The sequence below is a fragment of the Achromobacter sp. 2789STDY5608615 genome, from assembly GCF_001298995.1.
In the GTDB taxonomy this organism is placed as follows: domain Bacteria; phylum Pseudomonadota; class Gammaproteobacteria; order Burkholderiales; family Burkholderiaceae_B; genus Achromobacter; species Achromobacter insuavis.
Map to the genome: position 1 here is coordinate 41,676 of NZ_CYTY01000002.1, position 22,821 is coordinate 64,496.

General features: G+C 69.6%; 23 protein-coding genes. 15 read left to right on the plus strand and 8 right to left on the minus strand.

Annotated features, from left to right (window positions below):
* Positions 1–314: 314 nt before the first annotated feature.
* Positions 315–1,184 (plus strand): RNA ligase family protein, encoded by an 870-nt coding sequence (locus AOZ49_RS01835; RefSeq protein ID WP_054474154.1) that lies wholly within the window; start codon positions 315–317, stop codon positions 1,182–1,184.
* A complete protein-coding gene (locus AOZ49_RS01840) occupies positions 1,181–2,317 on the plus strand; it encodes an AAA family ATPase (RefSeq protein ID WP_054474156.1) in 1,137 nt (378 codons plus the stop codon). Before AOZ49_RS01835 ends, AOZ49_RS01840 begins: the two co-directional genes overlap by 4 nt.
* Positions 2,318–2,393: 76 nt before the next feature.
* Here AOZ49_RS01840 and AOZ49_RS01845 read toward each other — a convergent pair whose 3' ends face one another.
* On the minus strand, positions 2,394–3,146 hold the full coding sequence (locus AOZ49_RS01845; protein ID WP_231690223.1) for a GntR family transcriptional regulator: 753 nt from the start codon (positions 3,144–3,146) through the stop codon (positions 2,394–2,396).
* Positions 3,147–3,240: 94 nt separating this feature from the next.
* On the opposite strand from AOZ49_RS01845, the gene AOZ49_RS01850 reads away from it, so the two are divergent.
* The 4 genes from AOZ49_RS01850 (at position 3,241) to AOZ49_RS01865 (ending at position 8,278) form a co-directional block, all read left to right on the plus strand.
* Positions 3,241–4,596 (plus strand): class-II fumarase/aspartase family protein, encoded by a 1,356-nt coding sequence (locus AOZ49_RS01850; protein WP_054474160.1) that lies wholly within the window; start codon positions 3,241–3,243, stop codon positions 4,594–4,596.
* Between the two features lie 50 nt (positions 4,597–4,646).
* Positions 4,647–5,627: a Bug family tripartite tricarboxylate transporter substrate binding protein gene (locus tag AOZ49_RS01855; RefSeq protein ID WP_054431881.1), complete on the plus strand. Its 981-nt coding sequence runs from the start codon at positions 4,647–4,649 to the stop codon at positions 5,625–5,627.
* A gap of 12 nt (positions 5,628–5,639) precedes the next feature.
* A complete protein-coding gene (locus AOZ49_RS01860) occupies positions 5,640–7,142 on the plus strand; it encodes a fumarate hydratase (RefSeq protein ID WP_054474161.1) in 1,503 nt (500 codons plus the stop codon).
* A gap of 140 nt (positions 7,143–7,282) precedes the next feature.
* Positions 7,283–8,278, plus strand: a complete 996-nt coding sequence (locus tag AOZ49_RS01865; RefSeq protein ID WP_231689779.1) for an AraC family transcriptional regulator — start codon at positions 7,283–7,285, stop codon at positions 8,276–8,278.
* A 17-nt stretch (positions 8,279–8,295) separates the two neighbouring features.
* Here AOZ49_RS01865 and AOZ49_RS01870 read toward each other — a convergent pair whose 3' ends face one another.
* Genes AOZ49_RS01870 through AOZ49_RS01880 form a run of 3 tightly spaced genes read right to left on the minus strand, consistent with a single transcriptional unit; the run spans position 8,296 to position 10,835 of the window.
* Positions 8,296–9,144: an IclR family transcriptional regulator gene (locus AOZ49_RS01870; protein ID WP_054474162.1), complete on the minus strand. Its 849-nt coding sequence runs from the start codon at positions 9,142–9,144 to the stop codon at positions 8,296–8,298.
* Between the two features lie 28 nt (positions 9,145–9,172).
* Entirely contained in the window at positions 9,173–10,027 is an 855-nt protein-coding gene (locus tag AOZ49_RS01875; RefSeq protein ID WP_054474163.1) for a fumarylacetoacetate hydrolase family protein, read from the minus strand.
* A gap of 37 nt (positions 10,028–10,064) precedes the next feature.
* The gene (locus AOZ49_RS01880) at positions 10,065–10,835 is read right to left on the minus strand and encodes an SDR family oxidoreductase (RefSeq protein ID WP_054474164.1); all 771 of its coding nucleotides are present in this window, start codon (positions 10,833–10,835) and stop codon (positions 10,065–10,067) included.
* 249 nt (positions 10,836–11,084) lie between these two features.
* Between AOZ49_RS01880 and AOZ49_RS01885 the strand changes: the two genes are divergently transcribed.
* Genes AOZ49_RS01885 through AOZ49_RS01915 form a run of 7 tightly spaced genes read left to right on the plus strand, consistent with a single transcriptional unit; the run spans position 11,085 to position 16,733 of the window.
* Positions 11,085–11,411 (plus strand): UxaA family hydrolase, encoded by a 327-nt coding sequence (locus AOZ49_RS01885; RefSeq protein ID WP_054431974.1) that lies wholly within the window; start codon positions 11,085–11,087, stop codon positions 11,409–11,411.
* Between the two features lie 10 nt (positions 11,412–11,421).
* Positions 11,422–12,654: a UxaA family hydrolase gene (locus AOZ49_RS01890; RefSeq protein ID WP_054474165.1), complete on the plus strand. Its 1,233-nt coding sequence runs from the start codon at positions 11,422–11,424 to the stop codon at positions 12,652–12,654.
* Positions 12,655–12,676: 22 nt separating this feature from the next.
* Positions 12,677–13,360, plus strand: a complete 684-nt coding sequence (locus AOZ49_RS01895; RefSeq protein WP_006387173.1) for an amino acid ABC transporter permease — start codon at positions 12,677–12,679, stop codon at positions 13,358–13,360.
* Between the two features lie 10 nt (positions 13,361–13,370).
* Positions 13,371–14,030, plus strand: coding sequence for an amino acid ABC transporter permease (locus AOZ49_RS01900; protein WP_054474166.1), 660 nt, complete (start codon positions 13,371–13,373; stop codon positions 14,028–14,030).
* The gene (locus tag AOZ49_RS01905) at positions 14,014–14,745 is read left to right on the plus strand and encodes an amino acid ABC transporter ATP-binding protein (protein WP_020928765.1); all 732 of its coding nucleotides are present in this window, start codon (positions 14,014–14,016) and stop codon (positions 14,743–14,745) included. Before AOZ49_RS01900 ends, AOZ49_RS01905 begins: the two co-directional genes overlap by 17 nt.
* Before the next feature lie 52 nt (positions 14,746–14,797).
* The gene (locus AOZ49_RS01910; protein ID WP_054474167.1) at positions 14,798–15,616 is read left to right on the plus strand and encodes a transporter substrate-binding domain-containing protein; all 819 of its coding nucleotides are present in this window, start codon (positions 14,798–14,800) and stop codon (positions 15,614–15,616) included.
* 13 nt (positions 15,617–15,629) lie between these two features.
* Entirely contained in the window at positions 15,630–16,733 is a 1,104-nt protein-coding gene (locus tag AOZ49_RS01915; RefSeq protein WP_054431889.1) for a mandelate racemase/muconate lactonizing enzyme family protein, read from the plus strand.
* A 38-nt stretch (positions 16,734–16,771) separates the two neighbouring features.
* On the opposite strand, the gene AOZ49_RS01920 is transcribed toward AOZ49_RS01915, so the two are convergent.
* The 4 genes from AOZ49_RS01920 to AOZ49_RS01935 are packed head-to-tail and all read right to left on the minus strand — an operon-like array spanning position 16,772 to position 21,099.
* Positions 16,772–18,370 (minus strand): GMC family oxidoreductase, encoded by a 1,599-nt coding sequence (locus AOZ49_RS01920; RefSeq protein ID WP_054474168.1) that lies wholly within the window; start codon positions 18,368–18,370, stop codon positions 16,772–16,774.
* An 18-nt stretch (positions 18,371–18,388) separates the two neighbouring features.
* Entirely contained in the window at positions 18,389–19,198 is an 810-nt protein-coding gene (locus AOZ49_RS01925; protein WP_054474169.1) for a shikimate dehydrogenase family protein, read from the minus strand.
* Between the two features lie 56 nt (positions 19,199–19,254).
* Positions 19,255–20,241, minus strand: coding sequence for a transketolase family protein (locus AOZ49_RS01930; protein WP_054474170.1), 987 nt, complete (start codon positions 20,239–20,241; stop codon positions 19,255–19,257).
* Positions 20,242–21,099 carry a transketolase gene (locus AOZ49_RS01935; RefSeq protein ID WP_054474171.1) on the minus strand — a complete coding sequence of 286 codons (858 nt, stop codon included), beginning with the start codon at positions 21,097–21,099 and terminating at the stop codon, positions 20,242–20,244.
* Positions 21,100–21,234: 135 nt separating this feature from the next.
* On the opposite strand from AOZ49_RS01935, the gene AOZ49_RS01940 reads away from it, so the two are divergent.
* Both AOZ49_RS01940 and AOZ49_RS01945 read left to right on the plus strand, forming a co-directional pair.
* Positions 21,235–21,939: a GntR family transcriptional regulator gene (locus AOZ49_RS01940; RefSeq protein WP_054431894.1), complete on the plus strand. Its 705-nt coding sequence runs from the start codon at positions 21,235–21,237 to the stop codon at positions 21,937–21,939.
* Between the two features lie 9 nt (positions 21,940–21,948).
* Positions 21,949–22,821 (plus strand): iron-containing alcohol dehydrogenase (locus AOZ49_RS01945; RefSeq protein ID WP_054474172.1); only part of this gene is annotated, 873 nt, incomplete at its 3' end.

The following is a 22,821-nucleotide window of genomic DNA, read 5'->3' on the forward strand; positions in this document are numbered from 1 at the left end:
GCCGCGTGTCCGCCGGGCAACACCCGGCGGACACGGCGTTGACAGCGTCATCATCGCTGCCTTAGGATGCGCCCTTGCTTTTCGACAACCCCTTTCCTTCCGGGTGCCAACGTGTCTGCCATTCGTCAATTCGCCTAACGCCGACGACTACCTTCCGGTAATCGCGGTCTGCCTGCCCATTCCCGTGGCTCGACCTTCCCGGTCTTGAGCGCAACGCGTGGCAGGCGCGGTTCCGGAAAGCGCAACACATCCCCCGCTTCCCTCCCTGCGCAAGACCGTGTCGTCGGCTTCCCCGCTTTCCCTGGAGAAGACCCATGACGCCGGATTTCCGCGCCTGTGCGCAATCCCTTGAACTGTTCCGCTACCCCCGCACCCCGCACCTGGAAGGCTCGCGGCTGCAGGAGGGCGACCACGGCCACGACCACGTGCCCTACCGCGACCTGCGCGGCCTGCACCTGGTGGTGGAAGAGAAACTGGATGGCGCCAACACCGGCATCAGTTTCAGCCCCGCGGGCGACCTGCTGCTGCAATCGCGCGGCCACTACCTGGTGGGCGGCGGGCGCGAACGCCAATTCAATTTCATCAAGGCCTGGGCCCAGGCCCACGCCGGCTGGCTGCTGCAACGGCTCGAAGACCGCTACGTGATGTACGGCGAAACGCTGTCGAAGAAGCACTCGGTGTTCTACGACGCGCTGCCGCACCACTTCTTCGAGTTCGACGTGCTCGACCGCCGCACCGGCGCCTTCCTGTCCACCGCGGCACGGCGCGCGCTGCTGGCCGGCGGCCCGGTGCTGTCGGTGCCGGTGCTGTACGAGGGCCTGGCGCCCGCGCGCCTGGCCGACCTGAAGGCCCTGCTGCGGCCCTCGCTGGCCAAGACGGCGCGATGGCGCGACGCGTTCGAGGCCACCGTGCGGCGCGAGGGCCTGGACCTGGCGCTGGCCTGGAAGCAATGCGACAAGTCGGATCTGTCGGAAGGCCTGTATCTCAAGGTGGAGGCCGACGGCAGGACGCTGGGCCGCTACAAGTGGGTGCGCGCCGACTTCGTGCAGGCCATCCTGGCGGCCGACAAGCACCATTCCGAGCAGCCCTACGTCCCCAACCAGCTCGCGCCCGGCGTCGACCTTTACGCCCCGCGTCCGCGGGTGGATTGGGACACGCTGCGCGGCGACAAGGAGGCATCATGAACTACGAACATCTGCGGGCCCTGGCGCCCGCCGCCGGCCAGGCGCCGGACTTCGCGGCCTGCCTGGCGGCGTTTCCGGCGCTGGCGCTGGCCAAGACCACGCCGCAGGACCCGCGCTACCACGGCGAAGGCGACGTCTGGACCCACACCCGCATGGTGGTCGAGGCGCTGCTGGCGCTGCCCGACTACCAGGCCGCGTCGCGCGCCGACCAGGAGATCGTGTTCCTGGCGGCGCTGCTGCACGACATCGCCAAGCACGCCACCACGGTGATCGACCCCGTCAGCGGCGCGATTTCGCAACCGGGCCATTCCGCCAGGGGCGCCATCGACGCGCGCATCGCGCTGTGGGACGCGGGCGTGCCCTTCGCCGTGCGCGAGGCGGTCTGCCGCCTGATCGGCGTGCACCAGGTGCCGTTCTTCGCCTTGTCCGGCTCGCGCCGCGGCAAATCGGTGGAATTCATCGTGCGCGAGCTGTCGTGGCAACTGAGCATTCCGCTGCTGGCGATGCTGGCCGAGGCCGACATGCGCGGCCGCATCTGCCGCGACCAGCAGCAGGTGCTGGACAACATCGCGCTGTTCCGCGAGGCCGCCCGCGAGGAAGACTGCTACGGCCAGCCGCGGCGCTTCGCCGATGCGCACACCGCCGTCAGCTATTTCCGTGGCGCCGACGTGCATCCGGACTACGCCCTGTTCCAGGAGCCCGGCTCGCGCGTCATCGTGATGGCGGGCCTGCCGGCCAGCGGCAAGAACAGCTGGGTGGCGGCGCATCACCCCGACCTGCCGGTGGTGTCGTTCGACGATGCGCGCGAAGCGCTCGGCCTGGCGCACGGCAAGAACGAGGGCAAGGTGGCGCACCTGGCGACCGACCAGGCCAAGGCGCTGCTGCGCGAGCGCCGGCCGTTCGTGTGGAACGCCACCAACCTCAGCCCGCTGATGCGCAAGAAGACGCTGGACCTGCTGTACGCCTACCACGCCGAGGTCGAGCTGGTGTACCTGGAGCAGCCGCGCGCCGAGCTGCTGCGGCGCAACGCCCGGCGCGACACGTCGCTGCCGAACAAGACCCTGCTGGGCATGCTGCACCGCTGGGACCTGCCGCTGCCGACCGAAGCGCATCGCGTGGTGTACGCGGTGTAGGCGCCAGCGGCGCGGGCGATCCGTGCGGGCGGATGGCCCGGCGGCGCTGGCTGGGCGTGCGCCGGCGCCAACCGGCTCAGTGCTCGCGGATCAACGTCGTCGAAAACTCGTAGCGCCCGGCCGGATGGTACGAGCACGACGCTTCCACGATCTGTCCGGCCTGGTCCTTGTAGTGGCGCAGGATCAACAGGCCGGGCGACTCGGGCGTCACCTGCAATTCGCCCGCCACCGCGGCCGGCATGGCGCAGGCCGAGATGGTCTGCTCGACCGACGCGATGCGGCGGCCGTAGTGTTCCTCGATCAATTCCGACACCAGCCGGTCGGGATGCTGGCGCGCCAGCTTGCGCACGCCCTTGTAATGGGCATCCACGTACAGCTCGGTCCACACCACCGGCGGCTGCCCCGGCGTGCCGCGGGTGGAGGCGAAGCGCAGCCAGCGCGTGCCGGGCCCGACGCCCAGGCGCGCGGCCAGCTCCAGGTCGGCCACGATTTCCTGCACCTGCAGGATGGTGCGCGGCGTGCGCGCGGCCAGTTGCACCAGGTCTTCCAGCGACCGCAGCGACTGGCTGAAACCGGCCTTGGGCCGGGCCGCCGTGACCACGGTGCCGCTGCCGCGCCGGCGCGCGATCAACCCCAGGTCCTGCAACTGGCGCAATGCCGCCCGCAGGGTGTGGCGGCTGGCGTCGAACTCTTCGGCCAGGGCATTCTCGGACGGCAGCACGGCCCCCACGGCATACACGCCGCCGGCGATCCGTCGTGCCAGTTCTTCGGAGATGCGGGTGTACAGCGAGATGGACATGGAACCGGGGGTGTTTGCGACAGGCTCCATTCTATCTGCTGCCCGGGCGCGGGTATTCCCCGGCATTGACGCCCGCCGACGGCCCTGCTTAAATGTACGTACAACTTTTTAAGAGCGTACATTTATGCCAGTCTCGGTCCTCGAATCCACCCTGTTCAAAGACATGTTCGGCACCGCCGCGATGCGGGCCGTGTTCGACGACGCCGCCACCGTGCGGCGCTATGTGGAAACCGAAGTCGCGCTGGCGCGGGTGCAGGGCCGGCTGGGCGTGATCCCGGCCGAGGCCGCCCGCGCCATCGAGGCCCGCGCCGACGCCGCCGCCCTCGACATGGCGCTGCTGCGCGAGGAGACCGAGATCGTCGGCTATCCGATCCTGCCGCTGGTGCACCAGCTGTCGCGCCAATGCGGCCCGGAGGGCGAATACCTGCACTGGGGCGCGACCACGCAGGACATCATGGACACCGCCACCGTGCTGCAAGTGCGCGAGGCGCTGGAACTGGTGGACGCCGACCTGGCGGCGCTGGACGCCATCCTCGACAATCTGGCGCGCGAATACCGCGACACCCCCATGGCGGGCCGCACCCACCTGCAGCACGCCCTGCCGATCACGTTCGGCTACAAGGCGGCGGTCTGGCTGCTGATGCTGCGGCGCCATCGCGAACGCCTGGCGCAATTGCGGCCGCGGGTGCTGATCGGGCAATTCGGCGGCGCGGCCGGCACGCTGGCCTCGCTCGGCGAACAGGGCCTGGCGGTGCATGGCGCCCTGATGGACGAACTGGGATTGGGCGCCGCGCCGGTGACCTGGCATGTGGCGCGCGACGGCCTGGCCGAAACGGTGCAGTTCCTGGCGCTGGTGTGCGGCTCGCTGGGCAAGATCGCGGTCGACATCATGCTGATGATGACCAACGAACTGGGCGAGGCGTTCGAGCCGTTCGTGAAGGGCCGCGGCGCCTCCAGCACCATGCCGCAGAAGCGCAATCCAATTTCGTGCGAGCTGATGTGGGCGGCGTCCAAGACCGTGCGCCAGCACGCCGGGCTGGCGCTGGACGCCATGCTGCAGGACTTCGAGCGCGCCACCGGCCCCTGGCACATCGAATGGTCGGCCGTGCCCGAGGCCTTCGTGCTGACGGCCGGCTCGCTGCGCCAGGCCCGCTTCATGCTCGGCGGACTGGAAGTGGACACCGCGCGCATGGCGCGCAACCTGGATCTGTCCGGCGGCCTGATCGTGGCCGAGGCCGTGATGATGGGGCTGGCGCCGCACATCGGCCGCCAGACCGCGCATGACGTGGTCTACGACGCCTGCCGCGCGGCGGCCACGTCGCGCCGCCGCCTGGCCGACGTGCTGCGCGAGGACGCGCGGGTCGCGCAGCGGCTCGGCGCGGACCAGATCGAACGGCTGTGCGATCCGGCCCATTACCTCGGGGCCGCGCCCCGGATGGTGGACCGCATGCGCGCGCATCTCAACCCCGGCGCCGCCTGAACCGCGGCGCTGGCTTTCCCCCGATAAAAAAACACCCACGGAGACAAACCATGAAGAACTGGCTGGCGGCGATCACCGCCACGGCGGCGTTCGCCCTGACCCCGGGCGCGCACGCGCAGGACACCTACCCCAACCGCGCCATCACCTGGATCGTGCCGTTCGCGGCCGGCGGCCCCACCGACGCGATGGCGCGCAACATCGCCAACCGCGTCGCGCAGGAACTCAAGCAGACCATCCTGATCGAGAACGTGGGCGGCGCGGGCGGCACCATCGGCGCGGCCAAGGCGGCCAAGTCGACGCCCGACGGCTACACCTTCCTGGTGGGCCACATCGGCTACATGGCCGCCGCGCCGTCGCTGTACCAGCGGCTGCCGTACGACCCCACCAAGGACTTCCAGGCGGTGTTCCGCTTCCCCGACACGCCGCTGGTGCTGCTGGTGGGCGAAAGCTCGCCGTACAAGTCGGTGTCCGAACTGATCGCCTTCGGCAAGCAGCATCCGGGCAAGCTCAACTTCAGTAACGCCGGGGTCGGCTCGACTTCGCACCTGGTGGCCGCCATGTTCGCCAGCCAGGCCGGCATGGAGATCACGCCCATCGCCTACAAGGGCGCCGGGCCGGCGCTGAACGACCTGATGGGCAATCAGGTCGACGCCATGTTCGACCAGACCAACACCGCGCTGCCGCAGACCCGCGGCGGCAAGGTGCGCGCGCTGGGGCTGACCTCGGCCACCGCCATGCCGCAGTTCCCCGATGTGGCGCCGATGGGCGCGCAGGCGCTGCCGGGCTTCCAGGTGTCCACCTGGTACGGCCTGTACGCGCCCAGGGGCACGCCGGACGCGGTGGTGCAGACGATGTACCGCGCCTGGCAGAAGGCGCTGGCCGACAATGACTTCACCGGCAAGATGGTGGAACAGGGCATCCAGTTGCTGCCCGAGGGCCAGTACGCGCCCGCCGCCTTCCAGCAGTTCACCGCCGACGAAGGCAAGCGCTGGGCCGGCGTCATCAAGCAGGCCGGCATCACGCTGCAATAGGCCCGCCACGTCATGCGCGTCCTGCTCGCTTCCGATATCGAGACCAGCATCGCCCAGGCCCTGCAGGCGGTCAGCCACACGCATCCGCCCGATTTCGTGCGGGCGCTGAAGGCCGCCCACGACCGCGAAACCGCGCCGGCCGCGCGCCACGCGCTGCTGCAATTGCTGGTCAACAGCAAGATGAGCGCGCGGGCGCGGCGTCCGGTCTGCCAGGACACCGGCGTGGCGCATGTCTATGCCCGGCTCGGCATGGACGCGCGCATCCGCGCCGATGGCCCCGGCCCCACGCCCACCCTGCAGGCCCTGGCCGACCGGGCCGTGGCGCGCGCCTATGGCTGTGCCGCCAATCCGCTGCGCGCCTCGATGGTGCGCGACCCGCTGGGGCTGCGCCGCAACACCCGCGACAACACGCCCGCCGTGCTGCACGTGGAACTGGTGGCAGGCGACGGGCTGGAGCTGACCGTGGTCGCCAAGGGCGGCGGCGGCGACGTCAAGGCGCGCTACGCCATGCTCAATCCCAGCGACTCGGTGGCCGACTGGGTGGTGGCGCAGCTGCCGGGCATGGGCGCCGGCTGGTGTCCGCCGGGCGTGCTGGGGCTGGGCGTGGGCGGCTCGCCGGAACAGGCCATGGCGCTGGCCAAGCGCGCCCTCTTCACGCCGATCGACATGCCCGAGCTGCTGGCGCGCGGCGCTGGCGATCCGGCCGAGCGCTTGCGGATCGAGGTCCACCAGCGTGTCAACGCGCTGCGCATCGGCGCCCAGGGCCTGGGCGGCGACACCACGGTGCTCGACGTCAAGGTCGCGACCGCCACCTCGCACGCGGCGCTGCTGCCGGTGGCGCTGCTGCCCAACTGCGCCGCCACCCGCTTCGTGACGTTCACCATGCCCGACAGCGGGCCGGCGCAATGGCCGCAACCGGACCCCGCGACGTGGGACGGCATTCCGGACGCCCTGCCCGCCAGCGGCGGCCGGCGCGTCGACCTGGACGCCCTGACACGCGCCGAGGTGGCATCGTGGAAGGTGGGCGAAACGCTGCTGCTGTCCGGCAGGCTGCTGACTGGCCGCGACGCCGCGCACAAGCGCATGGACGAATTGCTGGCGCGGGGCGAACCGCTGCCGGTGCCGCTGCAAGGGCGCGCGCTGTACTACGTCGGCCCGGTCGATCCGGTGGCCGGCGAAGCGGTCGGCCCGGCCGGCCCCACCACCGCGGCCCGCATGGACAAGTTCATGCCGCGCCTGCTGGCCGACAGCGGCCTGCTGGTGACCATCGGCAAGGCCGAGCGCGGGCCGCTGGCGGTGCAGGCGATCCAGACCCACGGCGGCGCCTACCTGAGCGCGGTGGGCGGCGCCGCCTACCTGGTGTCGCAGGCGGTGCGCGCGGCGCGCGTGGTCGCCTTCGCGGACCTGGGCATGGAGGCGATCTATGAGTTCGAGGTGCGCGACATGCCGGTGACGGTGGCGATCGATGCGCGCGGCCGCTCGGTGCATGCGGTGATCCCGATCCAGGCCGCTTGAGGCTGGCCACATGAGGCGGCTGCATGAAGCAGCCACGCCGTGCAGCCGGCGGCGCGATCTTCTATAGTGCCGCCAGGCGTCCGCCCCCCGGGCGCCCGGCCGCATCGGCCGGTCACCGTTCCGTTCGTCGCGCCCCGGCCTTGAACCCACCCGCTTCCGACCTCCCGCCCGATACCGCCGCCCCGCTGCACCGCGCCGAATACGCGCGCCGCATGAACCGGGTGCTGGACCACATCGACCGCCACCTGGATACGCCGCTGGACCTGGCGCAGCTGGCGGACGTGGCCAACTTCTCGCGCTTCCATTTCCACCGCGTGTTCGCCGCCTGGATGGGCGAGACGCTGGGCGACTACGCACGCCGCCGGCGCCTGGAGTACGGCGCCTTCCTGCTGTGCTGCCGTCCGGCCGACGCCGTGCTCGACATCGCCCTGGCCACCGGCTTCGGCTCCGGCGAAGCGTTCGCGCGCGCCTTCAAGCAGAAGTTCGGCTGCACCCCCACGGCCTGGCGCGCCGGCGCCGACGCCCGCCGCCTGGCCGACATCCAGGAGCGCCGCCTGCGCCGGCGCGGCGCGGACAGCAATCCTGATCAGGCCGAGCGCAAGCCCGGTCAGGCGCCGGACGGGCAATCCCGCGACCATGACGGCTCCGTTTTCTTCAGCGAGCCCGCCATGGAAGTCCGCCTCATCGACCTGCCCGCGACCCGCGTCGCCTACCTGCGCAAGATCGGCCCCTACGGCCCTGCCATCGGCGAGTTCTGGCGCGGCGTGGTCAAGCCCTGGATGCTGTCGCACGGCCTGGACAACGCCGAGTGCTTCGGCGTCGGCCACGACGATCCGGCCATCACCGCGCCAGCCCGGTGCCGCTACGATGCCTGCGTCGCCGTGCCGGACGGCTTCCAGGCAGGCGGCCAGGCGCTGGTCACGACCTTGCCCGGCGGCCGCTACGCCGCCGCCGTGTTCAATGCGCCGCCGGCGCGCATCGCCGACGCCTGGATGACGCTGTGCCGCGAATGGCTGCCGGGCAGCGGCCTGCAATGCGACGAGCGGCCGCTGTTCGAACGCTTCCGCCCCGCCGACCAGGATCCTGCCAGCGGGCGTTTCGTGTGCGAGTTGTGCGTGCCAGTGCGGGCGCTGTAGTCAGCCGCCACCGCCCCCTAGGTCTGTTCCGGCAGGTAGCCGCTGTAGCCCATCAGGGTCGACAGCCGCTGGGCGACGTTGCCGACGATCTCCTGCACCTGGGCGATGCTGGGCGATTCCTTGCGGTCGATGCGCTCGATGTGCGGCACGTTGATCGCGGCGATGACGTGGTTGCCCACGCCCATCACCGGGTAGGCGACGTTGGTGATGCCGCGGATCTGGCGGCTGGCCATGCAGGCGCAGCCATTCTTGCGCACGTCCGCCAGGATCGGGAACAGTTCGCCCGGGTCGGACTCCAGCTCGCCTTCCACCTTGATGTGGGCGGCCAGCATGCGGGTGCGCTCGACCTCGTCGCGGAACGCCAGCAGCACGTGGCCCGAGGACGTGTCCGTCAGCCCCATCATCACGCCGACCTTCAGGCCGAACGACCAGCGCTCGGGGCTGTCGACCTGCGCGATCACCACCACCCGGCCGGCCTGGTAGACCGCCAGGTGGCAAGACTGGCGCGCGCGGTTGGCCAGTTCGCGCAGCAGCGGCAGCGCCACGCTCACCAGCGATTTCAGCGGCTGCTGACGGTGCGCCAGCTCGAACATCTTCAGCGTCAGCGTGTAGCGATCGTTGTCGTCGACCTGCACGAAGCCGCGTCGCTGCAGCGTCACCGCCATGCGGAAGATCTCGCTGACGCTGCGGCCGATCTTCTGCGCCAGCTCGGCCAGCGTGTAGCCGGCCGGGCTGGCCGCCAGCGCCTCCAGGATGTCCAGCCCCTTTTCCAGGGCGGGCGCGGCGTAGCGTTGCGCGCCCGGCGAGTCCGCGGCGTCGGCCTCGGGCGTGGCGGGATCGGGAACGGGAATCTTGGATGCGGTCATGGCGGCGGCAAAGGAGTGGAACCCGATTTTATTCGGCGCGGACCCAGGCCTGCAGGGCCTGGCGCTGCTCGCCCAGTCCGGCGATGCCCAGGCGCATCTCGTCGCCCGCCTTCAGGTAGACCGGCGGCTTCTGGCCCAGGCCCACGCCCGGCGGCGTGCCGGTGCTGATGATATCGCCCGGCATCAGCGACATGAAGCGGCTGATGTAGCTGACCAGCGTCTTCACGCCGAACACCATGGTGCGGGTGCTGCCGTTCTGGAAGCGGTGGCCGTTCACTTCCAGCCACATGTCCAGGTCCTGCGGATCGGCGATCTCGTCGCGCGTCACCAGCCACGGGCCGACCGGCGCGAAGGTGTCGCAGCCCTTGCCCTTGTCCCACTGGCCGCCGCGCTCGATCTGGTACTCGCGCTCGGACACGTCGTTGACCACGGTGTAGCCGGCCACGTAGTCCATGGCCTCGCTTTCTTCCACGTACGAGGCCTTCTTGCCGATGACCACGCCCAGCTCCACTTCCCAGTCGGTCTTGACCGAGGCGCGCGGGATGATCACCGGGTCGTTCGGGCCGCTCAGCGACGAGCTGGGCTTGAGAAACAGGACCGGCTCGGCCGGCACCGGCAGGCCGGACTCGGCGGCGTGGTCGGCGTAGTTCAGGCCGACGCAGACGATCTTGCCAACGCCGTTGACCGGGCAGCCGTAGCGCACCGCGCCGTCCACGCGCGGCAGGCCGGCGAGGTCGAGCTTGGCCAATCTGGCCAGCATCGCCGGGGCGATGGCGGCGGTGTCGATGTCGGCGACCACGCCCGACAGGTCGCGCAGCGCGCCCTGGGCGTCGATCAGGCCGGGTTTTTCCTGGCCGGGCTGGCCGTAGCGTACGAGTTTCATGCGGAATCCTTGAAAGGGAACAAAGCGGGACGGCGGCTCAGTTGGACCAGCCGCCGTCGATAACCTGGATGGTACCGGTGGTGAAGCCGGATTCGTCGCTGGCCAGGTAGACCACCAGCGCCGCGACCTCCTCGACCCGGCCGACGCGGCCGATCGGCTGGCGCGCCACGAAGGCGGCGCGCACCGCGGCCTCGTCGTTGCCCTGCAGCCGCGCCTGGGCGGCGATGCGTTCGCGCAGCGAGGGCGATTCGACCGTGCCGGGGCAGATGGCGTTGCAGCGGATGCCGCGCGCCACGAAGTCGGCCGCCACCGCCTTGGTCAGGCCGATCACGGCGGCCTTGGAGGCGCCATAGACGAAGCGGTTGGGCACGCCCTTCACGCTGGAGGCGGCCGAAGCCATGTTGATGATCGAGCCGCCGCGCTCCAGCATCGCCGGCAGGTAGGCCCGGATGGTGCGGTACATGGTCTTGACGTTCAGGTCCATGCTGAAGTCCCAGTCGGCCTCGTCGCAGTCCAGCACCGAGCCCGCGTGGACGAAGCCGGCGCAATTGAACAGCACGTCGACCGCGCCGGTCTCGCGCGCGCAGTCGGCCACGGCGGCGCCGTCGCGCACGTTCAGCACGCGGGTGCGCAACCCGTCCAGGCCGGCCGCGCGGGCCTCCTTCGCCAGGTCGGCCAGCGCGGCCTCGTTGATGTCGGTGGCCCAGACCTGGGCGCCCTCGCGCGCCATGGCCAGGGCGCTGGCGCGGCCGATGCCGTTGCCGGCCGCCGTGACCAGCGCCCGCTTGTCCTGCAAACGTAGGGTCATGTCTCTTCCCGTGGGTGGATAGGCCTGGAGTGCCGGCCGGATGGCCGTCTTCATTTGCCTTATGAAAATTAAATTTCATTCATAAAAACAAATATACGGGATTTATGGCGCACCGCAAGCCGACGACATGCCGAAAAACTCAGTAATTACCCGAATTTCAACCCCTTTTTCCTCACCCAAGGGCAAACGTGTGTTGACCACGAATATGAAACTTGCTTTTATATGCAAAACATCAACACACAAAAAATCATGACGAGACAAGCCACCCTGGACCCTCAGCTCCTGCTGATTTCCCCCGAAGACAACTGCCTGATCGTGCGCCACGCCCTGCCCGCCGGCGCCCGCGTGCAGCTCGAAGACGGCAGCGCCGTCATCGCCGCGCCGCTGGGCCTGGGCCACAAGCTGGCGCGCCACGCCATGCCGGCCGGCGAAAAGATCCTGAAGTACGGCGCCATCATCGGCAGCCTGACCGCCGCCGTCGCGGCCGGGGACCACATCCACACCCACAACCTCGACAGCGACTACACCCCCACCTACACGTTGGAAGAAGGCCGCGCCTTCACCGACCGGCACTGAGGTTTCCGCCATGACCGATCTGTCCCAGCCCCTGCAGGGCTATCCGCGCGCCGACGGCCGCAAAGGCATCCGCAACGTGGTCGTCGTCGCCTACCTGGTCGAATGCGCCCATCACGTGGCGCGCGAGATCGCGCTGGATTTCCGCGACCTGGCCGGCGACGTGCAGGTGCACCTGGTGGGTTTTCCCGGCTGCTACCCCAACGCCTATGCCGAACGCATGATGACGGCCATCGCCACCCACCCCAACGTCGGCGCCGCGCTGCTGGTGTCGCTGGGCTGTGAAAGCATGAACAAGCGCAAGCTGGAAGCGGCCATCGCCGACTCCGGCCGCCCGGTCCAGACCCTCACCATCCAGCAGCGCGGCGGCACCCGCAGCACCGTGGCCGAGGGCCGCGCCTGGGTGCGCGCCACCGCCAGGGACCTGGCGCAACAGCAGCGCGTGCCCATGGGCATCGACGAACTGGTGATCGGCACCATCTGCGGCGGCTCGGACGGCACCAGCGGCATCACCGCCAACCCGGCGGTGGGCCGCGCCTTCGACTTGCTGATCGCGCAGGACGCCACCTGTATCTTCGAAGAGACCGGCGAACTGGTCGGCTGCGAATTCCACATGCGGCGCCGCGCCGCCACGCCCGAGCTGGGCGAGGAGATCGTGGCCTGCGTCAACAAGGCGGCGCGCTACTACAGCATCATGGGCCACGGCAGCTTCGCGCCCGGCAACGCCGACGGCGGTCTCTCGACCATCGAGGAAAAATCGCTCGGCGCCTACGCCAAGAGCGGCGCCTCGCCCATCGACGGCATCATCAAGCCGGGCGACGTGCCGCCCTTCGGCGGCCTGTACCTGCTGGACGTGGTGCCCGACGGCGAACCGCGCTTCGGCTTTCCCAACATCAGCGACAACGCCGAGATCGTCGAACTGATCGCCTGCGGCTCGCACGTGATCCTGTTCACCACCGGGCGCGGCTCGGTGGTGGGCTCGGCGGTCTCCCCGGTCATCAAGGTCTGCGCCAACCCCGACACCTACCGCGCCCTGGGCGAGGACATGGACGTGGACGCCGGCCGCATCCTGGAGGGCCGCGGCTCGCTGCAGGAGGTGGCCGAGGAGATCCATGCCCAGGTCCGCGCGGTCGCCAACGGCGCGCCCAGCAAGTCCGAGGACCTGGGCCACCGCGAATTCATCCTCACCTACAAGGCGTTCGAGCCGATCGGCCCGACCTGCCTGCCATTGAGTCGCGCCGCCTGACGCGGCCCCAGGGAGCGAGACGGTGAACTACACGTTTGATTTCGCCTCGGTGCTTGAACAGTGGCCCCTGCTCGCGCAGGGCGCGTGGGTCACGGTCAAGCTGTCGTTCTGCGCCACCGTGCTGGGCTTCATCCTCGGCACGCTGTGCGCGCTGGCGCGCAACAGCCGCCTGGGCTGGCTGCGCGCCGTGGCCGGCGGCTATGTGGAACTGATCCGCAACACGCCGCTGCTGATCCAGGCCTATTTCCTCATCTTCGGCCTGTCCAGCGCCGGCCTCACCATGCCGATCATGGCGGGCGCGGTGCTGGCGCTGGTGATCAACATCGGCGCCTACACCTGCGAGATCGTGCGCGCCGGCATCGAATCCATCCCCAAGGACCAGCTCGAGGCCGGCGAGTGCCTGGCGCTGTCGCGGCTGCAGGTGTTCTGGCACGTGGTGCTGCGTCCGGCGGTCGAACGGGTCTATCCGTCGCTGACCAGCCAGTTCGTGCTGCTGATGCTGGCCTCCAGTATCATGTCGGCGGTGGGCGCCGAGGAACTGCTGGGCGTGGCCAACCGCATCCAGTCGGACACCTACCGCAACTTCGAGGTCTTCATCGTGCTGTGGGGCGTGTACCTGGCGCTGTCGTGGCTGATGCGGCTGGGGTTCTGGCTGCTGGCCCAGGTCGTGTTCCCGCGCCGGCGCAAGCTCGGCACGCCGCTGTAGGGGACGCGCCATGGCTTTCTTCATTCCCGAACAACACGCCTGGTATCTGGTGGAAGGCGCCTGGGGCACCGTCAAGCTGTCGGCCTGGACCTTCGCCGGCGGCGGCCTGGCCGGCCTGCTGCTGGCGCTGGCCCGCGTCTCGCCGCGCCGCGCCCTGCGCGCGGCCGCCGCCGGCTACATCCAGGTGATCCAGGGCACGCCGCTGCTGGTGCTGATGGGCCTGTGCTTCTTCGGCCCCAGCTTGTTCGGCCTGGGCGAGCTGTCGGCGCTGGCCGCGGCCGGCCTGGCCATGACGATCTACTCCAGCGCCTTCCTGGGCGAGATCTGGCGCGGCTGCATCCAGGCGGTGCCGAAGAACCAGTGGGAAGCGGCCGAATGCCTGGGCCTGTCGCGGCTGCAGCGCATGGCCAAGGTGGCGCTGCCGCAGGCGCTGCGCATCGCCACCCCGCCCACCGTCGGCTTCCTGGTGCAGATCATCAAGAACACCTCGATCGTCTCGCTGGTGATCGGCTATCCGGAGCTGGCCTACAACGCCAAGATCCTCAACAACTCGACCTTCCAGCCCTTCGTCTATTTCGGCTGCGCCGCCGTCCTGTACTTCCTCATGTGCTACCCGCTGTCGCGCTGGAGCCGTTCCTTGGAAAGGAGACTCAATGCATCCCGTCGTTGAACTGGACCAGGTCCACAAGCGCTTCGGCGGCACCCACGTGCTGCGCGGCGTGTCGTTTTCCGTCAACCGCGGCGAGGTCGCGGCCATCATCGGCAAGAGCGGCTCGGGAAAGAGCACCGCGCTGCGCTGCATGGACCGGCTCGAGACCACCGACGCCGGCACCATCCGCGTCTGCGGCCACGCGCTGCACGACAGCGACGGGCTGGACCTGCGCGCGCTGCGCAAAGACGTCGGCATCGTGTTCCAGAGCTACAACCTGTTCCCGCACATGACGGCGCTGCAGAACATCACGCTGGCGCCGCGCTCGGTCAAGGGCGTCAAGCCGGCCCAGGCGCGCGAACAGGCGATGCAGGCGCTGGCGCACGTCGGCCTGGCCGACAAGGCCGACGCCTATCCCGAGCAGTTGTCGGGCGGCCAGCAGCAGCGCGTGGCCATCGCCCGCTCGCTGGCGATGCAGCCCAAGGTGATGCTGTTCGACGAAGTGACCTCGGCGCTCGACCCGGAACTGACCGGCGAAGTGCTCAAGGTGATGGAAAACCTCGCCGCCGACGGCATGACCATGATCCTGGTCACGCACGAGATGGCGTTCGCGCGCGAAGTGGCCGACAAGGTCATCTTCATGCACCAGGGACAGGTCTGGGAGCAGGGGCCGGCCAGCATGCTGTCGGCCCCCGCCACGCCGGAACTGCGGCAGTTCCTGGGCAGCGGACTGTAGGGCCGCCGGCCCCGCCCCCTGCCCGATGACAACGACAATGGAGACAACCCGCATGAACAAGTCCGTATTCCCGCCGCGGCTGCGCGCCGCTTTCGCCGGCCTGGCCCTGATCGGCGGCCTGGCCGTGTCCGGCGCCGCCCACGCCGACCAGCTCGACGACATCATGAAGGCCGGCAAGCTGCGCGTGGCCATCGACCTGGGCGTGCCGCCCTACGGCATGAAGGACGCCGCGCTCAACCCCACCGGCTCCGACGTCGAGACCGCGCGCCTGCTGGCCAAGGGCCTGGGCGTGACGCTGGAGATCGTGCCCACCACCGGCGCCAACCGCGTGCCGTTCCTGCAGACCGGCAAGGCCGACATCGTCATCTCCAGCATGTCGGTCACGCCCGAGCGCCAGAAGGTCATCGACTTCTCCACGCCTTATGCCGCCATCCTGGCGGTGGTCGGCGCGCCCAAGGACATGAAGCTGACCAGCGCGGCCGACCTGTCCAACAAGAAGGTCATCGCCACCCGCGGCACCACCAACGACACCGAGCTGACCAAGATCGCGCCCAAGGACGCGCAGATCATCCGCTTCGACGACGACGCCACCTCGATCACCGCGGTGGTCAGCGGCCAGGCCGACATCTTCGCCACCGCGCCCGCCCTGCTGCGCACCATCAACGAAAAAGCGCCGGCCAAGCAGATGGAATCGAAGTTCGTGATGCGCCTGAACATGCTGGCCATCGGCCTGCGCAAGAACGAACCGGCGCTCAAGGACAAGCTGGACGGCTGGGTGCGCGCCAATCTCAAGAGCGGCGAGCTCAACACCATCTACAAGCAGTTCCACGGCGTCGACCTGCCGCAGGAAGTCGGCAAGGCCGGCGGCTGATCCAGGAGACCCCATGGCCCGCATCGCTTCCGTCGAGATCCTGCAGGTCGACCTGCAGCCCAAGGTCCGGCGCACCGACGCCGTGCAGAGCTTCGAGCGCCAGGAAACGCCGATCGTGCGCATCACCGACGCCGACGGCGTCACCGGCACCGGCTACAGCTACACCATCGGCACCGGCGGCTCGTCCGTGATCCGGCTGCTGGACGACCACCTGGCGCCGCTGCTCCTGGGGCGCGAGGCCGACGACATCGAACAGCTCTGGCGCGACCTGATGTACCGCGTCCACGCCACCACCGTCGGCGCGCTGACCTCGATCGCGCTGGCCGCCATCGACACCGCGTTGTGGGACCTGCGCGCGCGCCGCGCCGGGCTGCCGCTGCACCGGCTGGCGGGCGGCGCCAAGGCGGACATCCCGCTCTACACCACCGAGGGCGGCTGGCTGCACCTGCCGCCCTCGCAACTGGTGGAAGAGGCCCTCAAGGCGCGCGAGGCCGGCTTCGGCGGCGCCAAGATCAAAGTCGGCCGGCCGCACGTGGCCGAGGACGTGGCGCGGCTGTCCGCGGTGCGCGCCGCCGTCGGCGCGGACTGGGACATCATGACCGACGCCAACCAGGGTTTCTCGTTGCCCGAGGCGATCCGCCGCGCGCGCTGCTTCGAGCCGCTGGACCTGGCCTGGTTCGAGGAGCCCATCCACGCCGACGACGTGCAGGCCCATCGCCGGCTGAGCCAGTCCACCACCCTGCCCGTCGCCGTGGGCGAATCGCTCTACAGCCTGTCGCAGTTCAAGGACTACCTGCAGAGCGAAGCCTGCTCCATCGTCCAGGTGGACGTGGGCCGCATCGGCGGCATCACGCCGTGGCTCAAGGTGGCGCACATGGCCGAGGCCTACAACGTGCCGGTGTGCCCGCACTTCCTGATGGAGATCCACGTGGCGCTGTGCTGCGCGGTGCCCAACAGCCGCTGGCTGGAATACATCCCGCAGCTGGACATGGTGACCGAACACGGCATGCGCATCGAGAACGGCCGCGCCATTCCATCAGACGCGCCCGGCCTGGGCATCGCCTGGGACTGGGACCGCATCGGCAAGCTGACCCTGCACCGCAGCCGGCACGGTTGAAAGCGCGAGGCGGCCGGCCCATGCGGGCCGACCCGCCCTCACGCGGCGGCGGCATCCTCCAGGATCATCTCGGCGCCGCGCTCGGCCACCATCATCACCGCCGCCTGGGTGTTGCCCGACACCATCTTCGGCATCACCGAGGCGTCCACCACCCGCAGGCCGGCAATGCCGTTGACCCGCAGACGCGGATCGGTCACCGCGCCGGCGTCCGCGCCCATGCGGCAGGTACCGATCGGGTGGTAGATGGTCTGGCCGTTGCGGCGCGCGAAATCCAGCCATTGCTCGTCGCTGTCCACGTCCGCCCCCGGACTCAGCTCGCGCTCGATATAGCGCTGCAGGGCCGGCCGCTGCACGATGCGCCGCGCCACCCGCATGCCGCCCACCAGGCTGTCGCGGTCGACCTGCGCCGACAGGAAGTTCGGCCGGATCGACGGCGCGGCCAGCGGGTCGGCCGATTTCAGGTGGATCGAGCCCACCGACTCCGGCCGCAGCTGCGCCACGCCGATGGTCATGCCCGGCGCGCGGTCGAGAATGCGCTCGGCCGCGTTGGCGTAGCTGGCGTGCACGAAGAAATACTGCACGTCGGCCGCCGGCAGGTCCGGCGCGCTCTTGACGAAGCCGTGCACCAGGCCCGTGCCCAGCGTCAGGATGCCCTTGTGGCGGGTGTAGTAGCGCGCCACCTGCCGCGCCAGGCGCCAGCCGCGCGACATCTCGTTGAGCGTCACGGTGTTCCGGACCCGCCAGTTCATGCGCGTGGCGAAGTGGTCGATGTAGTTCTCGCCCACCTGCGGCTGCGCGTGCACCAGCGGAATGCCGAACGATTGCAGCAGCGCTGGGCTGCCCACGCCCGACAGCTCCAGCAGTTGCGGAGACTGCACCGCCCCCAGGCACAGCAGCGTCTCGCGCCGCGCCCGCACGGTGAACTCCTGGCCGTTCTTGCGATAGGCCACGCCGACGCAGCGCTTGCCCTCGAACAGCAGCCGCGTCACGTGCGCGCCGCACTCCACCGTCAGGTTCCTGCGGCCGGCGGCCGGCTTGAGGTAGCCGTCCACCACGCTCCAGCGGCGGCCATGGCGCTGCGCCACCTGGTAGTAGCCGACCCCGTCCTGGCGGCCGGCGTTGTAGTCGGGATTGAGCGGCAGGCCGTCTTCCTGCGCCGCGCGCAGGAAGGCGTCGGACACCGGAAAGCGTTCGGCCACTTCCTCCACGTGCATCGGGCCCGACTTGCCGCGAGTCTCGCCGCCCGGCTCATAGCATTCAATCTTGCGGAACACGCGCTCGGCGGTGCCGGCGCCCCAGCCGGCGGCGCCGGCCGCCTCCCAGCCGTCGTAGTCCTGCGGCCGGCCGCGCACGTAGATCATGCCGTTGATCAGCGTCGAACCGCCCAGGCCCTTGCCGCGCGGCACGGCGATGGTGCGGCCGTAGACGTTGTCCTCCGGCTCGGTGGCGAAGCGCCAGTTGTAGTCCGGGTTCACCAGCAGCTTGGAAAAGCCCGCCGGGATCGAGATCCACATGCTGCGCGCCTCGTGCCCGGCTTCCAGCATCAGCACCCGGTGGCGGCCGTCGGCCGTCAGGCGGTTGGCCAGGATGCAGCCGGCGGTGCCGCCGCCCGCGATAATGAAGTCGTAGTCGCCCATCGTCTCTTCCGTCGCGCCTCAGCGTTGCGCGGCCGGCGCCACGCCCATCATTTCCGCCATCAGCTCGATCTGCCCGGCCAGCATCGGCGCGCCGTAGTGCACCTTGCAGCCGCGCGCCCGCGCCGCCACCAGCAACGGCGTGTCGGCCGGCTGCATGATGACCTCGCACACCAGCTGGTCCGGCGTCAGCCGCGCCGCGCCCAGCGGCATCGCGTCATCGGGCTTCATGCCGAGCGAGGTGCCGTTGACCACCAGGTCATGGCCCGACGGATCGGCCGTGCCGACGCTGATGCGGGCCTCGGGATGCAGCGACAGGATGCGCGCCTTCAGGTCCTCGGCCTTGGCCGGCGTGCGGTTGGCGATGGTCAACCGCGACACGCCCGCCTGCACCAGCGCGAAGCCGATGGCGTTGGCCGCGCCGCCGGCGCCGGCCAGATAGGCGCTCTTGCCCTCGGGCGCCACGCCGTGCGTGCGCAGGCCGCGCACGAAGCCCTCGCCGTCCAGCATGCGCGCCACCAGGCGGCCGTCCGCCTCGCGCCGCACCACGTTGGCGGCGCCGATCTTGCGCGCCACCGGCGTGGCCTCGTCGGCCAGCGCCAGGATCGCCGCCTTGTGCGGCATGGTGACGATCAGGCCGCCCAGGTTCTCCAGCCGCCGCAGTCCGGCCACCACCTCGGCTAGGTTGTCGGGCCGCGCATGGAACGGCACGCAGACGCCGTCAAAGCCGATGCGGGCGAAATGCTCGTTCAGGCGCTGCGGGGTTTTGACGTGGTAAATCGGGTCGGCCAGGATGCCGAACAGGCGGGTGTTGCCGCTGATTTCCTTCATTGCTCTGTCTCCTTGTCGGGGCGCCGGCGTCCGGCGCCCGTGAATGCTGGCACGCCCTATCGCGCGATGAGTTCGCGCGCCACCGCCTCGATGCCGGCGCCGTCCAGCTGGTAATGCGCGTACAGCGTGGTGGGCGGGGCGATCAGGCTGTATTCGTCGTAGATGCCATGGCGCCGCAGCCGCGTGCCGCTGCCGGCATCGGCCAGCACCTCGGCCACCGCCGAGCCCAGGCCGCCCATCACATTGTGCTCTTCCACCGTCAGCAGGACGCGCGCCTGCCCGGCGGCCGCCAGCACCGCCTCGCGGTCCAGCGGCTTGATGGTGGGCATGTCGATCACGCCCACCGACAGGCCGTCCTCGCGCATCCGGGCGGCCGCTTCCAGCGCCGCGTGCAGCGTGATGCCGCAGGCGATGATGTTCAGGTCGCTGCCGGTCGAATGGACGATGGCGCGGCCGAACGTGAACGGCGCGCCGTCTTTATACACCTGCGGATCGCGGCCGCGCCCGATGCGGAAATAGATCGGCTCGGGCCAGTCCACCGAGGCCTTGATGGCGGCGGCCAGCTGCGGCCCGTCGGCCGGCGACACCACCGTCAGGCCGGCGATGGCGCGCATGGTCGAGATGTCCTCGGTGGCGTGGTGCGAGGTGCCGTAGAAGCCCAGGCTGATGCCGGTGTGATGGCCGATCAGCCGCACCGGCAGCCTGGTGTAGGCCACGTCCATGCGGATCTGCTCGCAGCACAGCAGGCCCAGGAACGAAGCGAAGGTCGCCACGAACGGCATCGCGCCGGTGGTGGCCAATCCGGCCGCGGCCGACACCATGTTCTGCTCGGAGATGCCGAACTGCACGTAGCGCTCGGGATAGGCCGAGGCGAAGCGGTTCAGGCCGTTGGAATACTGCAGGTCCGCCGAGCCGGCCACCACCGGATGCCCGGCCTGCGCCAGCGCGATCAGCGCGTCGGAAAGATACGACAGCCCGGGGTTCACCGCGTTCAGCGCGCGGTACTGCCAGGAATCGGGGGAAAGCGTCTGTGCCTGTGCCATTCAGATCTCGCGGGTCATGATTTCGTCGATGGCGGCCTGCGCGTCCTGCGGCGCCAGGTAGCCCAGATGCCAGCCGGGTTCGGTTTCCATATAGGACACGCCCTTGCCCTTGACGGTCCTGGCGATGACGCAGGCCGGCCGTTCGCGCGCCTCGTCCGAGCGCAGGCGCCGCAGCAGCGCGGTCAGCGCCACCAGGTCATGGCCGTCGACCTCGTGCACCTCCCAGCCAAAGGCCTGCCACTTGTCGCGCAGCGATTCCACGCCGATCACGTCGTCGACCTTGCCGTCGAGCTGATAACCGTTGCGGTCGATGATGGCCACCAGGCGCGACAGCTGGTGGTGCGCCGCGAACAGCGCCGCCTCCCACACCTGCCCTTCCTGCATCTCGCCGTCGCCCAGCATCACGAACACGTTGAAGTCGCGCTGGCTCATGCGGCCGCCCAGCGCCATGCCGGCGCCATTGGAGAGCGCGTGGCCGATGGAGCCGGAACTGAAATCGACGCCCGGCACCTTGGTCATGTCGGGGTGGTCGCCCAGCGGGCTGCCCAGGCGGGTGTAGCCGCCCAGCAATTCATGCGGAATGAAACCGTGGTCGGCCAGCACCGGGAACAGGCCCACGGCCGCATGGCCCTTGCCCATCAGGAAGCGGTCGCGGTCCGGCCAGGCCGGCTCGCCCGGCCGCAGCCGCATCACGTCGTAATACAGGGCGGCAAAGATCTCGGCGCACGAAAAGACCGAGCTGTAATGCCCGACCTTGGCGATCTCGATCAGCCTGATGGTCTCCAACCGGATGTGGCGGGCCTTTTCCCGCAACACCCGGACCTCGTCTTCGCTTGGGTCTCCCCGGTCCTGGCGCATGGCGTCTCCTTCGCTTATCAGAATATATGATATATAATATACCCATCGCGCTTGAATTGGCCAGGGCGGGATAGAATTCAGCCGGGCGCCGTTTCACGGCTTCCGCCATTCCATCGAACCCAAGCCTCGACCGTCATGCCCAGCCTTAAACCGGTAAAAAAAGAGAACCTCTCCGTCAAGGTCTACAACGAGATCCGCAACGCCCTGATCAACGGGCAGTACGAACCCGGAGAGCGCCTCATCATTGGCGAGCTGGCCCAGGAAATGGGCGTCTCGATCACGCCCGTGCGCGAGGCCATCTTCCGCCTCATCAGCGAACAGGGCCTGGAAATGCAGGCCGCCACCGCGGTCTACGTGCCCTATGTCAATTCGGAAAAGCTGCGCGAGATCCAGCAGATCCGCTTCCACCTGGAAGGCATGGGCGCGGCCGAGGCCGCCAGGAACATCACGCGCAAGCAGCTGGACAACCTGATCGCGCTGCAGAAGGACTTCATCTCCTGCACCTCGACCGACCCCAAGCGCGCCAGCTACCTGAACCGCAAGTTCCACTTCGGCATCCTGGAAGCCAGCAACAAGCCCATCCTGCGCAACACCGTGGAATCGTTCTGGGTCATCACCGGCCCGATCCTCAAGGTGTTCCACGTCAAGACGGCCGGGCTCGACTACTCCCAGGACGAACACCGCCACGAGGCGGTGCTGGCCGCGCTGGAGGCGCGCGACCCCGAAGCCGCCACCAAGGCGATCCAGGCCGACCTGGTGTGGGGCGGCAAGATCATGATCGACTGGCTGGTCGAACGCGAAAAAGAACTCGACTACCGCCCGCCCGGGCCTCGCAAATAGGAAGACTCGATGCTGAAGATTTTCGGCGCTCCCGGCCGCTACATCCAGGGAGCCGGCGCGCTCGACGCGCTGGGCGGATACGCCGCCCTGTTCGGCCGCCGCGCCGCCCTGGTCATCGACCGCTACGTGCAGGGCGTGCTGGGCCCGAGAATCGAGGCATTGTGCGGCGCCCACGGCGTGGCGCTGACGGCCCTGCCGGTCGAGGGCGACATCACGCCCGAATCGATCGCGGCGCTGCGCGCGCAGGCCGCGGCCGCCGGCATCGACATGGTGATCGCGGTGGGCGGCGGCAAGGCGCTGGACGCCGGCAAGGCGGTCGCCAAGGCCGCGCACTGCCACCTGGTCACGGTGCCGACGGTGGCCTCGAACGATGCCCCCACCAGCAAGAACTACGTGCTGTACGACGCCCATCACAACCTCCTGGCGGTCGAACACATGCTGTTCAACCCCACCATCGTGCTGGTCGACACCGCCGTCATCGCCACCGCGCCGGCGGCGTTCTTCCGCGCCGGCCTGGGTGACGCCATCTCCAAGAAATTCGAAGCCGAGCAATGCGCCCGCAACGGCGGACGCAACATGTACGACGGCGTCCCGCCGCTGACCGCCCAGCTGATCGCCGACGGCTGCCTGCGCACGCTGCTGGCCGACGGCGCCGACGCGCTGGCCGTGGCCGGCAGCGGCCAGCCCACGCCCGCCTTCGAGCGGGTGGTGGAAGCCATGATCCTGATGAGCGGCCTGGGCTTCGAAAGCGGCGGCCTGTCGATCGCCCACGCCCTGACGCGCGGCCTGCCGAAGATCGCCGGCCTGGCCAGCGCGCCGCACGGCCTGCAGGTGGCCGTCGGCCTGCTGGTGCAGCTGGACCTGGAGGCGCGCCAGGACGGC

What these genes read in the sequence shown, in the direction of transcription:
- AOZ49_RS01835 (WP_054474154.1), top strand. Translation starts at nt 315, where the DNA reads ATGACGCCGGATTTCCGCGCCTGTGCGCAATCCCTTGAACTGTTCCGC.
- AOZ49_RS01940 (WP_054431894.1), top strand. Translation starts at nt 21,235, where the DNA reads ATGCCCAGCCTTAAACCGGTAAAAAAAGAGAACCTCTCCGTCAAGGTC.
- AOZ49_RS01925 (WP_054474169.1), bottom strand. Translation starts at nt 19,198, where the DNA reads ATGAAGGAAATCAGCGGCAACACCCGCCTGTTCGGCATCCTGGCCGAC.
- AOZ49_RS01870 (WP_054474162.1), bottom strand. Translation starts at nt 9,144, where the DNA reads ATGACCGCATCCAAGATTCCCGTTCCCGATCCCGCCACGCCCGAGGCC.
- AOZ49_RS01915 (WP_054431889.1), top strand. Translation starts at nt 15,630, where the DNA reads ATGGCCCGCATCGCTTCCGTCGAGATCCTGCAGGTCGACCTGCAGCCC.
- AOZ49_RS01855 (WP_054431881.1), top strand. Translation starts at nt 4,647, where the DNA reads ATGAAGAACTGGCTGGCGGCGATCACCGCCACGGCGGCGTTCGCCCTG.
- AOZ49_RS01900 (WP_054474166.1), top strand. Translation starts at nt 13,371, where the DNA reads ATGGCTTTCTTCATTCCCGAACAACACGCCTGGTATCTGGTGGAAGGC.
- AOZ49_RS01935 (WP_054474171.1), bottom strand. Translation starts at nt 21,099, where the DNA reads ATGCGCCAGGACCGGGGAGACCCAAGCGAAGACGAGGTCCGGGTGTTG.
- AOZ49_RS01840 (WP_054474156.1), top strand. Translation starts at nt 1,181, where the DNA reads ATGAACTACGAACATCTGCGGGCCCTGGCGCCCGCCGCCGGCCAGGCG.
- AOZ49_RS01930 (WP_054474170.1), bottom strand. Translation starts at nt 20,241, where the DNA reads ATGGCACAGGCACAGACGCTTTCCCCCGATTCCTGGCAGTACCGCGCG.
- AOZ49_RS01845 (WP_231690223.1), bottom strand. Translation starts at nt 3,146, where the DNA reads ATGGAGCCTGTCGCAAACACCCCCGGTTCCATGTCCATCTCGCTGTAC.
- AOZ49_RS01890 (WP_054474165.1), top strand. Translation starts at nt 11,422, where the DNA reads ATGACCGATCTGTCCCAGCCCCTGCAGGGCTATCCGCGCGCCGACGGC.
- AOZ49_RS01920 (WP_054474168.1), bottom strand. Translation starts at nt 18,370, where the DNA reads ATGGGCGACTACGACTTCATTATCGCGGGCGGCGGCACCGCCGGCTGC.
- AOZ49_RS01860 (WP_054474161.1), top strand. Translation starts at nt 5,640, where the DNA reads ATGCGCGTCCTGCTCGCTTCCGATATCGAGACCAGCATCGCCCAGGCC.
- AOZ49_RS01880 (WP_054474164.1), bottom strand. Translation starts at nt 10,835, where the DNA reads ATGACCCTACGTTTGCAGGACAAGCGGGCGCTGGTCACGGCGGCCGGC.
- AOZ49_RS01850 (WP_054474160.1), top strand. Translation starts at nt 3,241, where the DNA reads ATGCCAGTCTCGGTCCTCGAATCCACCCTGTTCAAAGACATGTTCGGC.
- AOZ49_RS01905 (WP_020928765.1), top strand. Translation starts at nt 14,014, where the DNA reads ATGCATCCCGTCGTTGAACTGGACCAGGTCCACAAGCGCTTCGGCGGC.
- AOZ49_RS01910 (WP_054474167.1), top strand. Translation starts at nt 14,798, where the DNA reads ATGAACAAGTCCGTATTCCCGCCGCGGCTGCGCGCCGCTTTCGCCGGC.
- AOZ49_RS01875 (WP_054474163.1), bottom strand. Translation starts at nt 10,027, where the DNA reads ATGAAACTCGTACGCTACGGCCAGCCCGGCCAGGAAAAACCCGGCCTG.
- AOZ49_RS01885 (WP_054431974.1), top strand. Translation starts at nt 11,085, where the DNA reads ATGACGAGACAAGCCACCCTGGACCCTCAGCTCCTGCTGATTTCCCCC.